Here is a 16,856-nt window from a genome sequence, read left to right on the forward strand (position 1 = left end):
TATCATCTTCATCGCTTACTACTAAAGTTCCAGTAGTGCTTAGAGTAGGATTTGTTGCATCCTCTGTTACGCTGCCCTCATCCGCGCCTGCACCTGTAGAGAATGTAGGAGTGTCGTTTGTGCCTGTTACTGTTAATGTTACTGTCTTAGGTTCACTTATTGCATTTGGAGCACCTGAATCATCTGTTGCAGTGTATTCGAAGGTTACAGTTGCCGTCTCTCCCTCAGCTAACTGATCGAAGTTTCCAATCACTTCATATGCGCCTGTATCTGCATTAGTAATATTAACTGTCAATCCAGGGATAGTGACTTCTTCTCCATTCAGAGTTGCTGTTATTGAGTTTGCATCTACTTGGAAAGTATGAGTATCGGTAGTGTCAATGTCTGCTGTAAGAACCAATTGACCCGTGTAGATTGCTTCTAAACCGTTTGTTTCGTAGATATTATTTTGAGCACTTATCACATTCCCTACAGTTTGAATATCTACTATAACTCCGCCTGAGATATGTTGTATATCTAATGCAGAGCTATAAGCAGTATCAGTAGAGTTCATTACACCAAAAGTAATAGTGTGGTTGCCCGCTGTAGCAAATGTATGACTTAGCACTGTATTTCCATTAACATCCTGAGCAACTGCATCTTCAAGTGTCATTAACACACCATCAATTACCACAAATGAGAAATCATTAAAATTAATCATTGGCTGTGAACTTGCTTCTTCAGCATCAAAGAAGTCCCAGTTAAAGCTTACTGTTTCATTAGCGCCTGTTTCAATTATAAATTTAATAGCTGCCCCATCTGTAGGAGTAGAACCACTATTTGAGATAGTTGTGCCGGCTAAAGTTTCGATTTGAGCTAAACTTGCGCCATTTGCATATAAATGTTCAATTGAGCTATTAACATTTACATCACTAACAACGGGCTGATCATTACTACCTGTCACTGTTAATGTTACTGTCTTAGGTTCACTTACTGAACTTGCAGTTCCTGAATCATCTGTTGCAATGTACTCGAAGGTTACAGTTGCCGTCTCTCCCTCTGCCAATGCATCGAAGTTACCATTTACAGTGTAGCTGCCATCTGCTGCTACAACTACTGCAAAATCTGTTACTGGTACTACTTCATTACTTGCCATTACTGTTGCAGTCCCTACTTGTTGGAAAGTATGAGTATCAGTAGTGTCAAGGTCTGTTGCTTCTAGTTGTCCTTCGTAGATTGCCTCTAGGCCGTTTGTTTCCGTAGCAGTTAGCGCAACATCAGAAACTATCGGCTGATCATTACTACCAGTCACTGTTAATGTTACTGTCTTAGGTTCACTTATTGCATTTTGAGCACCAGAGTTGTCAGTTGCTGTATAAGTAAAGATTACAGTTGCTGTCTCTCCATCTGCTAATTGATCAAAGTTTCCATCTATGGTGTACGAGCCATTAGCCGCTACTGTTACTGTAAGATCTGTCACCACGGCCATACTCTCACCATTAGTAACTACTGTTGCGGTCCCTGTTTGTTGGAAAGTATGAGTATCGGCAGCATCAAGGTCTGTTGCTTCTAATTGCCCTTCATAAATTCTCTCTAGAGAGTTTGTTTCTGTAGCAGTTGCCAACACATCCGTAATAATCGGGGTATTGTTAGTATCTATATTTAAGAGATAGTTGTCGTCGCGCGACTCTGTTGTCTCTTCTGCAAATGCCACATCTCGAAGATCTGCATTAATATCTGTAATTGCACCGTTTGCATCTAAGAAAACACTTTTCACGCCATCCGTTGAATCTACGATCTCTTCTTCACCGGCAGCAGTTTCCAAATCTTCTATATTGTCTATATCACCATTTTTCTCTAAGAGTGCTTGTATAGAATCTTTATTTGTAACAGTATCTTCATTGCTAAACTCTCTGTTTAAAAGAGAAGAGTCAAAAAGTTGCTTTTCTTTTCCTAAGACAACGATCTCTGAGCCGTCAGCTATTGAGACCGTTACATTTTCTGCAGGAGTATTATTAGCATCACCGATAATAATCTCACCCTCATAAACTTTCTCATTTTCCAAAGCTTTACGAAGAGAGTTATCTAACCCTCTTATATAAAAAACACCCTCAATCGCCGCGATTTTTCCGATAACTGCTTCCATCTATAGCTCCAAAATATAATTTATTTTGAAAATAGTATGATAAATTTTAAAAAAAGAATATTGTACCTCAGTACAACACGTTAATTATCTTATATTTTGATTGCTTTAGTACTGTATTATTATATGGAATCGTTTGTGGGTTGTAGCTACTCTAGTTATTTCAAATCATATGTGTCAGTACTAAAGACACAAAAAATATCTGTTGTAGCTCTTGCCCCGTTATAACTAGCCTTATGCTCTATATCGGCTTTTGAACAAAATGACTGGATCTTCTGTAAAGTATCGGGGTCACTTGAACTTAATCGTAAAATAGCATCCCCTTTATAGCCTATTTTACACTCTAACCCAGAAATATCCAACTCTATTGCATATTTAATCAGCAGTTTCATATCTTTTACAAACATAACTCACCCCCGATATTTTAAATTATTAATAGATTCTAAATTTTATAATGCCTTATATAATGAAAATATTCAATTCAGCTTAATAAGTATATCTTATTTTTTAAAGTTGGACTTAGAATAGTTAAAAAAGTGTTGATTTATTTAAATGAAGAGCTATATTTTTTGTGGTGGACAGGGAGGGATTTGAAAAAAGCTTACCCGTTTATTTTAATATTCTATGCAGTTAAAATATACGTTTTCTTCTTTTAGGCATTTAAGTTTATATGTTAAAAATGTACTTTCTTTTCTTATTTTTTTTCCATTTTTGTCTATATATGATCTACTGCTTTTTCCTTCTATACCTCTTGGGTGTTCTTTTAGAAAAAATGTTTTTTCTTCTGTTTTTAGTATTATATACGTGTGTGTTGGGTCTATTCTTTTGTAATCTATTCTGCATTTAAAGTCTGGTATTGCAACTGTTATTATTTTTTCTGCTTGTATTACGTTTGTAATTAATATTAGGAATATTATATATTTCATGTCACTTCTTTTTTTGAATTTGTTTAATGTCCTATCTCTGCAAGTTCTGCCATCATTAAATGATAAAACTTTTTTACTTTCGTGTGTGGTAATGTATCTATAGCTTTTATCATTTCTTTTTTTAAATATTCAGGATTATTTATATCTGGATATGTTTTAGTGCTTTCAAAATGTTCCATTACTACTTTATGAAGTTCTGGTCTATCTCTTTCCCAATTTTTTAAAGTTCCATTATCTATCTTTAATATTTCGCATATTTCTTTTTTAGTCATTAATATTTCCTGTTTTTTAATTATTTATACGAAAATATCGTATATTTTACTTTACTTTAAGAATAAATCTTATATATTTACAGAATATAAGAATATTTCCTATTTGCTGATTGGAATATTTCATATTAAAGGAGTGACACATGCAGACACAAAACAAGTTTATTGATTCAAATAGTATTCAGAATCAAAATTTATCTCATGTAGATAATTTTAGAAAATATGGTGCTGTCACTTCTTTGCTCAATAATAGCAAAAAATCACTTAATAATAAAAATACACAAATTAACGCTTTTGCTCTGATGTCCAATAAGTCGTTAAGAAATAGATACGCATTAACGGGGCTATAAACAGAAAGATATGTAAGACGTTCTTAGGGCTATGAGAAATCCCGTCAATGGCAAAGCAAAGCTCTCCCCGTCAGTCACTTCTCGGGGGTTAAAACAGAGTGATAAATTAGGTTTACAGAGCATAAAAGATTTATGTTTCATAAACTTAATTACGACAGTGGTTAAGTTAAAAAAATTCTTTCACTGAGGAGTGACAATGCAAGTAATTAAACACGGTTTTTCAATCAAGAGTGAGGTTTTGGAGATTTCTTCAATTAAGCCCGGCGGCAGCGGAACTATGAACGGAAACGATTATCCAGCCTCTACAAAGTTTAGAACTGTAAACATCATAGAAGAGCCATTTGAGGGAACTCAAAAAGAGATAGAAGAGATAGTTGAATATCAAGTTATCTGCTCTAGTAACAAAGAGGCGGAAGATGTAACAAATCTTCTAAGAAATTTAAGAGCAAAAAATCTTCCTGTTTTTGTAAATACTTCTATACCAAAGCTTTATAGCGGTAGTCAGATTTACACTGCAAAAAGTATAGATTTAGGTGTTGCTTTTATAGAGCTAAATCGTACACACGATAAGAAGAGTCAATCTTAAGCCACGATTTTTTTATAAAAAAAATGTGGGACAACTGAAAGGCGATAGGGAGGTTTAAAAATGCAAAAACTTTTAATAAAATCAATGCAAGACATTAACAATCAGATCAAAGAGCTTGATAAAGAGTTCGATTATCTTGTTATATCTGAATTAAGAAGAAAGCGTTTTTATATCTTCTCTACTTATAGACATCTTCATAATCTAGGTTATTTTACGGGGTCGCAAAAAGCGGTTAAGAGTATGCCCGAAATATACAGAAACATGGAGGTTTCACAATGAAGAAGAAAATTCTTTTAGGTCTTGGTTTTGTTGGTATGTTGGCTTCTCAAGCTCAAGCGGCTCTTACGGTTGCCCCTATCGATCTGACCGATTTTAACACTGTTGCAGGTGTTGTTGTTGTTGCTTTAGGTGCTTTTTATGCTGTTAAAGCTGGACTTAGACTTTTACGCTAATAATGCCTGAACTTCCTATCATTAATCTTGACGTAATAACCGCTACTTTTGGTGTTTTTTTAGTTGCTTTAGGTGCTATGTGGGGAGTCAATAAGGGCTTTATACTGCTCAAATCTCATTAACTCTTAGGAGTTTTTGGGATTACTAAAAAAGAGGAAAAAATGAAATATTTAATAAGCTTACTTTTCACAATAAATTTTTTAAATGCTTCTATGCTCTTGGACTCTAAAAATATCTGCATTGATGATTTTTACTATAAAACTAATCAGTTTCACTATTTAGACTCAAAAACGCAATCTTGGTATTCTTTTAATTCTAATACTTATAATTTATCTAAAACAATAATCCCTAATTTTATTTATGACTCTGCAACTGACAAATGCTCTCCCAATGAAGCTTATATTTTAGGTATGCAAGACACTGAATATAATTTTTTACTAGGAATTGTCGGTTTAATTCTCGGTGCTGTTTTTATGTTCTTCACTACTCAAATTTTTACAACTGTAGGCGGTCGCAGATGATTTACATAGAACTTACTGACATGATAATAATAAACTACTTTGCAAGTATTTTTATAAATCTCACTGCTGTCATAGCTCCGCTTTTTGGTGCTTTAGCTCTAACAAGGCATTAAAATGAAAAAATTATTAACTTTTTTATTATTTTTTAATATTAATTTATATGCTGAATATTGTTTTGAGGGTGAGGTTTTAATTCACTATGACACTTTTAATAGTGTCACTTCAACTCTCCCTTCTTCAGGCTCTCAGTATGTAACAACTAATTGTAATTATGTCTATTTTTGGAATTATGTTTGGAATGCTGAACGTCAAAGATATTTTTATACTAAAGAAACTTATAAAGCTACTTTTTCTTGCCCTACTGGCACTATATATCAGAACGGTGTTTGTGTTGATGAGCCTTCTTCTTGTCCTACTGGCTATATGTTTGACCCATATACTAAGACATGTATTTTTGATCCTGCTCTTGCTGACCATGATAGTGATGGCATTCCTAATAAGTGTGATCCCAATTATGTAGATTATTTAACTTCTGATTGTGATGGCGATGGCGTTCCCAATTCAACCGATCTTGATATTGATGGCGATGGTATTCCTAATATGAATGATACTAACCCTTTTGTGGCTGGAGCTAATGACTATGACGTTTCTTGTAAAGGTGTTGATAATTCTCAAACTAATTCTTTACCTTTTCCTTTTTCGACATATAAATATCATTCAAATCTTGAAGAATATAGATGTTCTAATCTTTTGCTTGTTTCTTATTATGATTCTGTAGTAAGTCTAAGTGATATTAATGCTCCTTATTGTGAATATAGTTATTGTTATGTTCACGAAGTACAAAATAATTGCTCTTTTGATTCATCTTGGTATCGTCCTGGCATAAATTGGGATTATATTCCTAATGTATCAGAGATTCAGTGTAATCTTCTTGTTGATGGCATTAAATATTCCACTAATTCTTTTGTCACTCCTGACATTCTAAAATGTTCTGATGTTGGTTTTTGTTATGTTAAGCGTATTGACCCAGAAGAGGACTCTTTACCTACTGAAACAAATTCAGAAAATAATGATGAGAGCATGGGAGAAGTTGATTTAAATTCTACAACTTCCGATTTAGCACCTCTTTTAAATGCTCAAAACACTACAAATAAACATCTTCAAGATCTAAAAGATAAAACAGATCATAGCAATAAGCGATTAGATGATCTAAAAGATTTATCTAGTAAGGCTCTTGATGTCAATAAAGATATAAAAAGCGGTATTGACGGTTTAAAATCTAATAGTGATATATCATTAAAAAATCAGTCTGACGGTTTATCTAAACTAGCTTCTATTAATTCCGCAATAGATGGAGCAAGTAAAAAAATTGGCACTATGTCCGACACTATTACAGGTAATCAGGTAATAGGTAATGGTGCTTTACATTCTATTGACGGAAAGATGTCTACTAATAATAATTTACTTACCGATATCAAAGATTCTCTTTCTGGTGATGGTTCTGCAATTGACACTTCTGCAAATGATGGTTTTTCTGATTTGCTTACTGGAGATAGTGATTTTCTTGATTTTGCAACTACTGAATTTTCAACTTTTAAAGACAATATAAATTCTAATTTTGCAGACATTGATAATCAATATAAAAATGCTAAATCTCTTTTTGAGAATCCTTTATCTTCTCCTAGTTTTGGTGGTTCTTATAATTCTTCTTGTTTTTCTTTTAACATGTTGGGTAAAAATGTTGTTCTTGATTTTTCATTTCTTGGTGCTATTTCTCCAGTTGTTTATTTTGTTTTAACTTTAACATTTATGATTTTGAATTTTCGTTTTCTTCTTAATCATCTTTTAAGAGGGGATAATTAATGTTTGAAACTATTGCTTCTATATTATTATTTGTTGGTCTAATAATAAAATTTATAAAAAATTTACTATTAAAATATGTTGCTTTTGGCGTTGTTCTTACTTTTCAGTTTAGTATAGCTGCCGCAACCATTGCATTTGTTTTATTATTTTATGGTTTTGTGATTACTTCATTGATCTCTTTATATAATTTTGGTTCAAGCATTGGTGATTATATTAATAGTTCTTCTTCTGCTCTTTCTTGTTTTATGGGTTTGCTTGAATTGCTTGGTATTTTGTCCGCTTGTAATCAAGGATACACTCTTTTTTTTGCTTCTGTATCTACTGTTTTGGTTTTTCGTTTAATGAGCTTTACTTTCTTTGCAATGCGTATGATTGCAAATGAATTGTTTAAACTTGGTGTACTTCTTGGTCAGGCTCTCTCATGATAACTTTTTTCGTAGGTGTCCCCGGGTCTGGTAAAACTTATTATGCTGTAGATAAAATCTATAATAATTTTTCATCTGATAAAGAAGCTAAAAAAGACAAAAAAGTTACTTATGAGATATGTTATACCAATATCAATGAGTTTAATTTTGATAAAGTGGAGAATGTTTATCCGCTTGATATAGATGATCTAAAAGAGAAACTTACTCAATTACATAAATTTTATAAAGAGAAAAAAGATGATGATTTTCTAGTAGAAAAATGTAAAGAGTATAATATATATAATGCTCTTTTTGTAATTGATGAAGCTCATAACATTTTTGATGTTAAAGACACGGTTCTTATATGGTGGCTCTCATATCATAGACATCTATTCCATGAGATCATTTTAATCACTCAAAATTTATCACTTGTAGAATCAAAATATAAAAGCTTCTCAGAGTTCTTTTATAAAGCTTTTCCACAATCGCTTACACTTATAAAAACTCATTTTAAATATAACGTTTATTGCAGTTCTAGAATGTCAATGAATTCTAAAACTGGTTCTATTAAAGTAAGACGAAATAAAAAAGTTTTTGAATTATATAAAAGTGGAGATAGTATAAACGCTCAAAATGTTATTTTAAAGTTTTTTTTTATTGCTCTTTTATTTTTTCTTTTAAGTGCTTATCTTCTTTATTGGATTAGTTCTTCTTATGCTCCTGATACTGTGACCGATCATCAAAACAATTCTGTTACTGATCTGCAAAACAAAACTGTGACCGAGCAGCATAACAATACTAACTATGCTCCAGTACAATCACAAATGACTATGGAGGATCTATCCAATTATAAATCTTCTCATTTTTTAGTATTAAGCTGTAATAGTTCTAACTGTTACAATGAAGATATTAATCTTCCTGTATCTCTTCTTACTCATTTTATTAAAAACAATGATCTATCTCTCTTATATACAAATAATATCAATAGCAACTATTTAAAAATATATCTCTCTGCTTCTGAATCTTTTTACAAGTTTCTTATCTCAAATAAAGGAAAAAATGAAGATGAAAAAAAACCTGTTACTAATAGTATGTTTAGCGGTATTTCTTCCCCTGTTCCTCAAAGCAGATGAGAATCTAAAAAGCATTAAACTCGTTGATTTTGTGCAGCTTGTGTCTACAAATAATAATATAAATATATTTGTAGATGAAGAGCTTAAAAAAGAGAATATCTCTCTGTTTGTTCCTCAAAACTTGCCTACGCATAATCTCTTTTTTATATTTAAAAATTCTATGCAAAAGCTCGGTTATACAGTAAGTTTGTATGATGATATTTATTATCTTACCAAAGACGAAAAACAACTATTTACATACTTTGTAAAGTTGAAATACAATAGTTTTGAAAATGTATCTAAGTATTTGACATTTAAAAAGATTGAGTTTCAATATATAGATACTATAAATAGCTTTTTGATTTTTAGTGAATCTGATAATGTCAATATCATACTTAATGACATAAATCGGATTGATACTCAAAAAAAGCAGGTCACTCTTAAATTTACAATTATAGAGATAAACGAAGATGATCTAAAAGAGCAAGGTTTTCAATCTTCTACTACTTACCAAACAGCAGATGAATCATATAGAAGCGTTTTAAACACGTTTGTTCTTCCTTTTCAGAGTACTAATCCTGTCTTTATGCGGTCCACTTTCTATACTGCTCTAAAGCTCTTCAATGAGTTTAAATTTTTTAAAATTTCCCAGAACCCATACATTTTGGTTCAAGATAGTAAAAACTTTAATTTTCAAGCAGTCAATACAATACCATACCAAACAAGCAGAACATTAACAGAAGCCACGAATACATCAGAACAGACAAGTATAGAATACAAAGATGTCGGATTGAAGATCATAGGCAAAACTTTAATTTATGATGATTATATAAATCTTGATCTCGATCTTATTATAGAAGATATATTAAGCACTTCAAATAATATTCCTACGACTTATAAGCGGCAATTAAAATCAAACTCTAATCTTCAATATGGAGAGGTTCTTATCTTAAGCGGTATCAATCAAACCAAAATAAATAAAACAGAGTTTTCTATACCGTTTATAAGCAATATTCCATATCTTGGAGAGTTGTTTAAATATAAGAGTGAATCAGATGTTAAATCAAATATATCTATCGCTATAGAGGTCATAAAATGAGAATTAACAATAAAGCCGCTCTTGCTTCTTTGCACCTTGTGAGCCTGCGAACAAGTGCAAAAACAGAGCGGCTCTTGTCCACTTAACAAAAGTTTACGGATATATCAAAAAAAAGGAAGTGACACAATGTTCGGTTTATCAAAACAAGATTTAAAAAACATCCAATCTAAGATTGACAATCAGTCTGATTACTTGGATGATAATTTTTTTACTACTAATTCGGGTCAGGTTAAGACTCTTAAAGATATTTCATTCTCTGCAAATCATAGCGTTAGATATTACGCTCAGTTGTCTAACAAGATTGACACTATGACAAAGATGGCAATTAGTCAGGGTTTGCATAGCTGTTTTTTGACTATGACTCTTGATGGTTATTTTAGAGATTTATTGCATGGCGATTATACAAGATTTGACAAATTATCCAATGAAGATAAGAAAATAGCTTTGCAGAGTGTTCCATCAAGCGAGATACTTGGCGAAGTACGTCAAAAGATAGAGGCTCGCAAAACTCTTACAATCAAAGATTTGTACAATATCTTAAATCATCAAACAAAAAGATATTTACAAAGCTACGCTTTTAAAAAGTTAAAAAAGTCTAATTTAGACTATATGTACATCAGAACCGTAGAACCTCATAAAGACGGTGTGCCGCATTTCCACATGATGTTATATATTCCCGCTGAACATATAGAGCAGTTTAAAAAAGATTTTGTAAAGTCTTACCCTGCTCCACGTAATAGAGCTAAGATAAAAGGTTCTGATGAATTTGAAGCTTTTCAAACAGATATAAATGACTCTACTGCATACATCATGAAATATATTTTAAAGTCATTTATGGATGTAAAAAAGCAAAAGGAGATTGATTATATACAAGCTTGGTACATAAAGCACAGAATTATGCGTTGTGTCACTTCTCATTCTCTTGTTCCGCAATGGGTTTATCAAAAGGCTTATGCGTTTGAAAGTGATTGGTTTCATCTTACGGACTTGATGAAAGATGTAAATAACCACGTAGAATGGAACAAAGAAGATAATTATTTTTATTTTATAGACAATCATACAGGGCGGGAGCTAGTTTATCAGTATGGTAAATATCAAGTTATTTACAAAGACAGAATTATAAAAGAAGTCGGTACTGTAAAAGAGAAGCAAATTAAAACTAAAATCTATGATAAGACTCCTAAACAATGGACTAAAAAACGCTCTCCTATTGATGTCATTATTGATGGTGAAAAATTTGTATATCTTAATGGCAAATATTCAAAACCTACTAAGCAACCATATCAAATGAACACTTTAGAGCTTTGGGATTATTATCAAAATATAGACATTGAAACAGTTGATTTAAAGCATTACGCAAATACTAAAAACATCTTGATAGACAGAGGCTTACTACATGAGCCAAAAATCAATTTGGCTGCATATCAAGATGATTTTTTTAAATTTGAAAGTGAGGGGTTTTAAGATGAGACATAATTTGAAAATAATGGAATGTAGATATCGTGATATTATAGATTGTTTAAAAACATTTGAGATTAGATATAACGATAGAAATTATTCTATTGGCGATACTCTTATTCTTCATCCTATTAGTAAGGATGGTAAATATTTACATGGTTTAGGTTATTTACCTATTGAAGTTGAAGTAGTTTATATTGATACTTTTCAACAAAAAGAAAATTATTTAGTTTTAGGTATTTGCTATTAATGACTAAATTCAATCATTACTCATCTTTATATCTTGACTTCAAAAAGCATGAGTTAAAAAACTCTACTTTTGATAAATATACAAATATAGTTAAAAATAGAATAGACCCTATTTTTAAAAATAGAGATATAGAGGAGGTGTTTAAATGTTAGTTTTTAAAGTTTGTATTTGGGCTGATGGTACTTGGTGTGATTTTGATGATTTGGAAGAGTATTTAAAATTTATGAGTGATGATTACTTCATTTTTGAACTTACTATTAATGAGAATTAAATGATTAACTTCTCTTACTACTCATCTCTATATCTTGACTTTAAAAAGCATGAGTTAAAAAACTCTACTCTTGATAAATATACAAATATAGTTAAAAATAGAATAGATCCTATTTTTAAAAATAGAGATATAAATGATATAAAGCCATCTGATGTAAAAAAATGGCTCTATAGTATTTATGATGTAGGCTCAAAGAGTAAGAGGCATTATCTTGGAGTTCTTAGCGGTATATTTCAAGAGGCTCTTTTTGATGAAGTCATACAGCGTAACCCTGTAAAGTTCGTAAAACTTCCAAAATACGAAAAACCAGATATTAAGCCTTTTAACGCTGATGAAGTTCAAAAAATTATGAATAATGTTGATGACAATAATTTTAAATATTATTTGGCTATCGCATTTTATACAGGTATGCGTTCAGGCGAAATAATTGGACTTAAAAAAGAAGATATTGATTTAAAAAATAAAACAATTCATGTAAAAAGAAGTCGTAGCAGACATGGAGAGAGTACGCCAAAGACTAAAGGCAGTATAAGAGAGATTCCGATCATTCAGCTTTTAGATCCTTTTATACATGATCTATATAATTTACATGACAATGAGTATCTTTTTATCACTCAATATAAAAAACCATATAGAGATACCAATGTATTTGTTAATAAGTTTTGGATTCCAAGTCTAAACGATTTAAATATTGAGTACCGCAGACCATATAATACACGTCATACATACGCTACAAATATGCTTTATAATGATTTAGTATCTCCTGTGCAACTTGCACAGCTCTTAGGTCATGCAAATACTCAAATGGTTTATGAGGTTTATGTGAGCTATATTCAGTCAAATTATAAAGATTTTGATAGAAGTATGTCTATTTATAAATAACTTTTTGTTTCTGGGTAAGTAAGGGATTTTTTGTTTTTTGAAATTGCTTTGAAAGTCCATAAAATAGGGCTTTGTGGTGGACAGGGAGGGATTTGAACCCTCGGTACAGTTACCCGTACGCATCCTTAGCAGGGATGTGGTTTCAGCCGCTCACCCACCTGTCCTTTAGAGGGTGCAATTATAATCATATATAAATAATATGTAGCTTAATAAAAATTGTTTTAACACTTAATTTGCTTTTTATCGACAAAATATTGTAGAATCTTTTAAACAAATTTACAAGCAACTCAAAATAAAATAGGGCGTACAGACTGAAAACACTTTTAATCTTATTATCGTATTGTATTATTTACGCTTCTAGTTACCCTGAATTTAAACAAGACGAACTAAAACAAATAGAAAAATCTTCTGGCGTAATTGCTAAAAACAGGATAGTTGATTATTATGAAACATTAAATTCATTAAAGCCATTTCCAAAAAAAGAGCAGATTCAAAGAATAAATTTCTATTTAAACCAAATGCCATCAAGACCTGACATAGCAACCTATCAACAAAACGACTACTGGGGAACCCCAAAAGAGTTTTTAGTTTGTGGGTACGGAGATTGTGAAGATTATGCCATTATAAAATATTTTACACTTCTCAAGCTCGGTTTTGACAAAAACAGACTTTTTATAACTACATCACGCGAAAAATATACAGGACAGCTGCATATGGTTCTTAGCTATTTCGAATCAAAGAACAAACCGCCGCTTATTCTAGACAATTTAAGCTACAAAATTTTAGATTTATCAAAAAGAGTGGACTTGGAGCCAGAAATATTTATAAATGAAGAGGGAAGCTATAAACTAGATGAGCATAACAACCTAACCAAGATAGGTGAAGTGCCGCACAAGTTTATAGAACTACTTCAAAGAGTTAAAAAAGAGAGCTAAAGACTTTGAAGGATTTTCTCAACTACTAAAGCAGGATCATCCGACTTGTATATCGGACGCCCGACAACTATAAAATCCACATATGCGCTCTTTGCGTAAGCAACATCGGCAACCCTTTGCTGGTCACCTGCATCTTCTCCAAACGGTCTTATTCCAGGAGTTAGAGTCATAAAATCTTTATTTGTGATATTTTTTATAGATGCGCTCTCATAAGCTGAACAGACAACTCCGTCAAGTCCGCTCTCATACGCATCCTTTGCAAACTGGTCTGCTTTTTGTGCGATCGAGGCTTCATAAACCTTTGCAAACTCATCTTCATTAAAAGAGGTAAGAGCCGTTACAGCCAAAACTATAGGACGGTTTTCGTACTTCTTTAATCTGTCCATTACCTCTTGCATAGCACGTTTTCCCGCACTTGCATGGACATTAAACATATCAACTCCAAGCCCCATAATAGACTCTGCTGCATCCGCCATCGTATTTGGAATATCATAGAGCTTCAGATCCAAAAATATTTTAAAATCTGGGTTTATTTTTTTAATATCCCTTAAAAACTCTTCGCCGTCACGAATATAGCTGCGAAGTCCGACTTTTAGCCATATATCGTACTCTTTGATCTTATGAACTAGATCTAGATTTTCTTCTTTTGTGGGTAAGTCAAGGGCTACGCAAAGTTGCATCACTTCTCTTTTAAATTGATATTTAGATGAAATTGTACCATTTTTATTTTAGTGAATATATTTGATGAATTCTAGAGTAGAAAAATCTACTCTAGAGTTTTATAGCTTGCAAGATTGAACGGCAGTAATGATAGTCGCTACTATTGATGGATCTTCAAGTGTTGAAGTATCCTGAGTGATCTCTTCGCCTTTTGCGATTGAGCGTAAAATACGTCTCATTATTTTACCTGAGCGTGTCTTTGGCAAGTTTGGAACAAAGACGACATCATCACATAGAGCGATATTTCCTATCTCTTTTTGAATAACTTTATTGATAGCTTTTACCTCTTCTACCTCATCCGCTATACCGCTGTCTGATTTTAACACGATATATGCAAAGATGCCCTCGCCTTTTATCTCGTGCGGTTTGCCGACAACTGCAACGTCTGCAACGTTTGGATGTTTCTTGATAGCTGCTTCAACCTCTGCCGTACCCATTCTATGACCACTTACATTGATGACATCATCCGTTCTACCCGTGATAGTGATGTAACCCTCTTCGTCATACATAGCACCATCACCGGTAAAGTAAACCGGCTTGCCATCTTTTTTGACATCACCGAAGTAAGATTTTACAAATCTCTCATTGTCTCCCCAGATGTTTCTAATCATAGATGGCCATGGACGTGTAACACACATAAATCCTTTCTCACCTACCTCTGCTTTTACTCCGTTCTCATCTAGTATCTCAGCTATGATACCCGGAAGAGGGAATGTTGCGCACGCAGGTTTAATAGGTGTAGCACCCGGCAGAGGTGATACGATATGTCCGCCCGTCTCAGTCTGCCAGTAAGTATCAACGATCGCGCATTTACTTCCACCTATTGCCTCATAGTACCATTTCCATGCCGGCGGATCGATCGGCTCTCCAACTGTTCCAAGAACTTTTAAGCTTGATAGGTCATATTTAGCCGGTTCATGCTCACCGGTTTTATGAAGAACTCTAATAGCGGTCGGTGCTGTATAGAATTGGTTGACTTTGTACTCCTCAACCATTTTCCACGGACGTCCTGCATCCGGGTAAGTCGGAACTCCCTCAAACATAATAGTCGTTGCACCCATAGCAAGCGGTCCATAAACTATATAAGTATGTCCAGTTATCCAGCCCACATCTGCCGTACACCAATAAGTATCGTTCTCTTTTACATCAAAAACCCACTCCATGGTCATCTGAGCCCAAAGAATATATCCTGCCGAATTGTGCTGTACCCCTTTTGGCTTACCAGTACTTCCTGAAGTATAAAGAAGAAAAAGCGGATCTTCCGCGTCCATCACTTCAGGCTCACAAGTAACACCTTGATGTTTGATAAGCTCGTTATAAGAGTAATCACGCCCTGCAACCCATGTTACATCCTCGCCGTTTCTCTCAACAACTAAAACTTTTTTAACCGGTGTCTCACCCTCAAGGGCTGTATCAACAACAGGCTTTAGCATGTATGGCTTATCTTTTCTAAATGCGCCATCCGCAGTGATAACCACTTTTGCCTCAGCATCAACAATTCTATCACGGAGTGCTTCAGCCGAGAAACCGCCAAAAACAATAGAGTGAATCGCACCGATACGAGCACAAGCAAGCATAGCGTATGCAGCCTCTGGGATCATCGGCATGTATATAACAACACGATCACCTTTTTGAACACCAAACTCATTTTTAAGCAGGTTTGCAAAACGGTTTACGTTATAGTAAAGCTCTAAGTATGTAATGATCTGCTTATCACCCCTGTCACCCTCAAAAATTATCGCAGCCTTATTTTTTCTGCTCTTTAAATGTCTATCTATACACTGAGTAGAAACATTTAGTTTTCCGCCCTCAAACCACTTGACGAACGGGTAATTGCTCTCATCAAGTACAGTATGAAAAGGCTCAATCCACTCTAGTTTCTCTGTTGCAAATCTGCCCCAAAACCCCTCATAATCTCTTGTTGCCTCATCTTGCAATGCCTGATATTCACACATATTTTTTATTCTTGCTTCTTTAGCAAACTCTGGATTTGGTTTAAAAACTTCTCTATTCATCAGTTACTTCCTTTTGTCAATTTTAAATATATCATAGCCGTCATAATAGCGTCATTGACGGCATTGTGCGCTCCCATGTTTGGGATGTTGCAACTCTTAAGTATTGTATCAAACCGTAAATCAATATTTCCTTGAGGAATTAATGAAATCGATTTGTCAAAGTATATTTCAGATACTTCTATCATTCTATTTGGAAGTGTTATTCCGAGCATCTTTTTTGTGTATTTGTTTATCATACTTACGTCAAACTCCAAATAGTATCCTACAAGTGGTCTTGAACCCACAAAATTTAAAAATTCTACAATGCCCTCCTCTGTTGTTTTTGCGTCTTTTAGGTCAAACGGGCGGATCCTATGGATCTTTATGCTCTTTGAGCTTATCTCTTTTGAGTTTTTTAAAAAAACCTCAAAAGTCTGTGAGGTTAGTATCTTGTTATCTTTTATCTTGACCGCACCAATTGAGAGTATCTCATCCTCTTTAATATCCAGCCCAGTGGTCTCCGTATCTATAACCACATACTCTCCGCTTCTATCCTCTTCAAACAGAAACTCAAAGCTCTCATCTTTAAGGTTTGCTCTGTTCGCTTTTGTCTTTAGTTTCGAGATAAAAGAGAATAGCATT

At 33.4% G+C, this 16,856-nt stretch carries 22 protein-coding genes and 1 tRNA gene; 15 read left to right on the forward strand and 8 right to left on the reverse strand.

All coding sequences use genetic code 11. The features are described from left to right. The 4 genes from FCU45_RS07895 to FCU45_RS07910 form a co-directional block, all read right to left on the reverse strand. A partial coding sequence (locus FCU45_RS07895) for a VCBS domain-containing protein (RefSeq protein WP_137014058.1) occupies positions 1 to 2,125 on the reverse strand: 2,125 nt, incomplete at its 3' end. Between the two features lie 155 nt (positions 2,126 to 2,280). Next, positions 2,281 to 2,529, reverse strand: a complete 249-nt coding sequence (locus FCU45_RS07900) for a hypothetical protein (protein ID WP_137014060.1) — start codon at positions 2,527 to 2,529, stop codon at positions 2,281 to 2,283. Between the two features lie 207 nt (positions 2,530 to 2,736). Continuing rightward, entirely contained in the window at positions 2,737 to 3,048 is a 312-nt protein-coding gene (locus FCU45_RS07905) for a hypothetical protein (protein ID WP_137014062.1), read from the reverse strand. Between the two features lie 23 nt (positions 3,049 to 3,071). Further along, entirely contained in the window at positions 3,072 to 3,320 is a 249-nt protein-coding gene (locus FCU45_RS07910) for a hypothetical protein (RefSeq protein ID WP_137014064.1), read from the reverse strand. Positions 3,321 to 3,460: 140 nt separating this feature from the next. Here FCU45_RS07910 and FCU45_RS07915 point away from each other — a divergent pair, with 140 nt between their 5' ends. The 14 genes from FCU45_RS07915 to FCU45_RS07970 all read left to right on the forward strand — a co-directional run bounded on the left by FCU45_RS07915 (position 3,461) and on the right by FCU45_RS07970 (position 12,565). Next, positions 3,461 to 3,667, forward strand: a complete 207-nt coding sequence (locus FCU45_RS07915; protein ID WP_137014066.1) for a hypothetical protein — start codon at positions 3,461 to 3,463, stop codon at positions 3,665 to 3,667. Positions 3,668 to 3,863: 196 nt separating this feature from the next. Beyond that, positions 3,864 to 4,253 carry a hypothetical protein gene (locus tag FCU45_RS07920; RefSeq protein ID WP_137014068.1) on the forward strand — a complete coding sequence of 130 codons (390 nt, stop codon included), beginning with the start codon at positions 3,864 to 3,866 and terminating at the stop codon, positions 4,251 to 4,253. A 60-nt stretch (positions 4,254 to 4,313) separates the two neighbouring features. Beyond that, entirely contained in the window at positions 4,314 to 4,532 is a 219-nt protein-coding gene (locus tag FCU45_RS07925; protein ID WP_137014070.1) for a hypothetical protein, read from the forward strand. After that, complete coding sequence (locus FCU45_RS11595; RefSeq protein ID WP_170175842.1) at positions 4,529 to 4,705, forward strand: hypothetical protein; 177 nt, start codon at positions 4,529 to 4,531, stop codon at positions 4,703 to 4,705. The genes FCU45_RS07925 and FCU45_RS11595 overlap by 4 nt, the downstream gene beginning before the upstream one ends. Positions 4,706 to 4,866: 161 nt before the next feature. Next, positions 4,867 to 5,226 (forward strand): hypothetical protein, encoded by a 360-nt coding sequence (locus tag FCU45_RS07930; RefSeq protein ID WP_137014072.1) that lies wholly within the window; start codon positions 4,867 to 4,869, stop codon positions 5,224 to 5,226. A gap of 114 nt (positions 5,227 to 5,340) precedes the next feature. Next, complete coding sequence (locus tag FCU45_RS07935; RefSeq protein ID WP_137014074.1) at positions 5,341 to 7,089, forward strand: thrombospondin type 3 repeat-containing protein; 1,749 nt, start codon at positions 5,341 to 5,343, stop codon at positions 7,087 to 7,089. After that, on the forward strand, positions 7,089 to 7,514 hold the full coding sequence (locus tag FCU45_RS07940; RefSeq protein WP_137014075.1) for a hypothetical protein: 426 nt from the start codon (positions 7,089 to 7,091) through the stop codon (positions 7,512 to 7,514). The genes FCU45_RS07935 and FCU45_RS07940 overlap by 1 nt, the downstream gene beginning before the upstream one ends. Continuing rightward, positions 7,511 to 8,626: a zonular occludens toxin domain-containing protein gene (locus FCU45_RS07945; protein ID WP_137014076.1), complete on the forward strand. Its 1,116-nt coding sequence runs from the start codon at positions 7,511 to 7,513 to the stop codon at positions 8,624 to 8,626. Before FCU45_RS07940 ends, FCU45_RS07945 begins: the two co-directional genes overlap by 4 nt. Beyond that, on the forward strand, positions 8,559 to 9,704 hold the full coding sequence (locus tag FCU45_RS07950; protein ID WP_170175843.1) for a type II secretion system protein GspD: 1,146 nt from the start codon (positions 8,559 to 8,561) through the stop codon (positions 9,702 to 9,704). Before FCU45_RS07945 ends, FCU45_RS07950 begins: the two co-directional genes overlap by 68 nt. 126 nt (positions 9,705 to 9,830) lie before the next feature. After that, positions 9,831 to 11,168, forward strand: coding sequence for a replication endonuclease (locus FCU45_RS07955; protein ID WP_137014078.1), 1,338 nt, complete (start codon positions 9,831 to 9,833; stop codon positions 11,166 to 11,168). Position 11,169: 1 nt separating this feature from the next. After that, positions 11,170 to 11,412, forward strand: a complete 243-nt coding sequence (locus FCU45_RS07960) for a DUF3850 domain-containing protein (protein ID WP_137014079.1) — start codon at positions 11,170 to 11,172, stop codon at positions 11,410 to 11,412. Continuing rightward, positions 11,412 to 11,564: a tyrosine-type recombinase/integrase gene (locus tag FCU45_RS11905; protein WP_137014080.1), complete on the forward strand. Its 153-nt coding sequence runs from the start codon at positions 11,412 to 11,414 to the stop codon at positions 11,562 to 11,564. Before FCU45_RS07960 ends, FCU45_RS11905 begins: the two co-directional genes overlap by 1 nt. Beyond that, entirely contained in the window at positions 11,558 to 11,683 is a 126-nt protein-coding gene (locus tag FCU45_RS11825; RefSeq protein WP_281276910.1) for a hypothetical protein, read from the forward strand. Before FCU45_RS11905 ends, FCU45_RS11825 begins: the two co-directional genes overlap by 7 nt. Beyond that, the gene (locus FCU45_RS07970; protein WP_170175844.1) at positions 11,684 to 12,565 is read left to right on the forward strand and encodes a tyrosine-type recombinase/integrase; all 882 of its coding nucleotides are present in this window, start codon (positions 11,684 to 11,686) and stop codon (positions 12,563 to 12,565) included. It abuts the gene before it with no gap. 74 nt (positions 12,566 to 12,639) lie between these two features. Here the strand turns inward: FCU45_RS07970 and FCU45_RS07975 are convergent. Beyond that, positions 12,640 to 12,729 (reverse strand) — tRNA-Ser (locus FCU45_RS07975). 324 nt (positions 12,730 to 13,053) lie between these two features. Here FCU45_RS07975 and FCU45_RS07980 point away from each other — a divergent pair. Continuing rightward, positions 13,054 to 13,500 carry a transglutaminase-like cysteine peptidase gene (locus FCU45_RS07980; RefSeq protein WP_281276917.1) on the forward strand — a complete coding sequence of 149 codons (447 nt, stop codon included), beginning with the start codon at positions 13,054 to 13,056 and terminating at the stop codon, positions 13,498 to 13,500. Here FCU45_RS07980 and pyrF read toward each other — a convergent pair. From pyrF to FCU45_RS07995, 3 genes are all read right to left on the reverse strand, one after another. After that, positions 13,497 to 14,180, reverse strand: coding sequence for an orotidine-5'-phosphate decarboxylase (gene pyrF, locus FCU45_RS07985; RefSeq protein ID WP_137014082.1), 684 nt, complete (start codon positions 14,178 to 14,180; stop codon positions 13,497 to 13,499). The genes FCU45_RS07980 and pyrF overlap by 4 nt on opposite strands. A gap of 99 nt (positions 14,181 to 14,279) precedes the next feature. Next, the gene (gene acs / locus FCU45_RS07990) at positions 14,280 to 16,235 is read right to left on the reverse strand and encodes an acetate--CoA ligase (protein WP_188109224.1); all 1,956 of its coding nucleotides are present in this window, start codon (positions 16,233 to 16,235) and stop codon (positions 14,280 to 14,282) included. Then, entirely contained in the window at positions 16,235 to 16,855 is a 621-nt protein-coding gene (locus FCU45_RS07995) for a 3'-5' exonuclease (protein ID WP_137014085.1), read from the reverse strand. The genes acs and FCU45_RS07995 overlap by 1 nt, the downstream gene beginning before the upstream one ends. Position 16,856: the final 1 nt, after the last annotated feature.

The sequence above is a fragment of the Sulfurimonas crateris genome, from assembly GCF_005217605.1.
Lineage (GTDB): Bacteria > Campylobacterota > Campylobacteria > Campylobacterales > Sulfurimonadaceae > Sulfurimonas > Sulfurimonas crateris.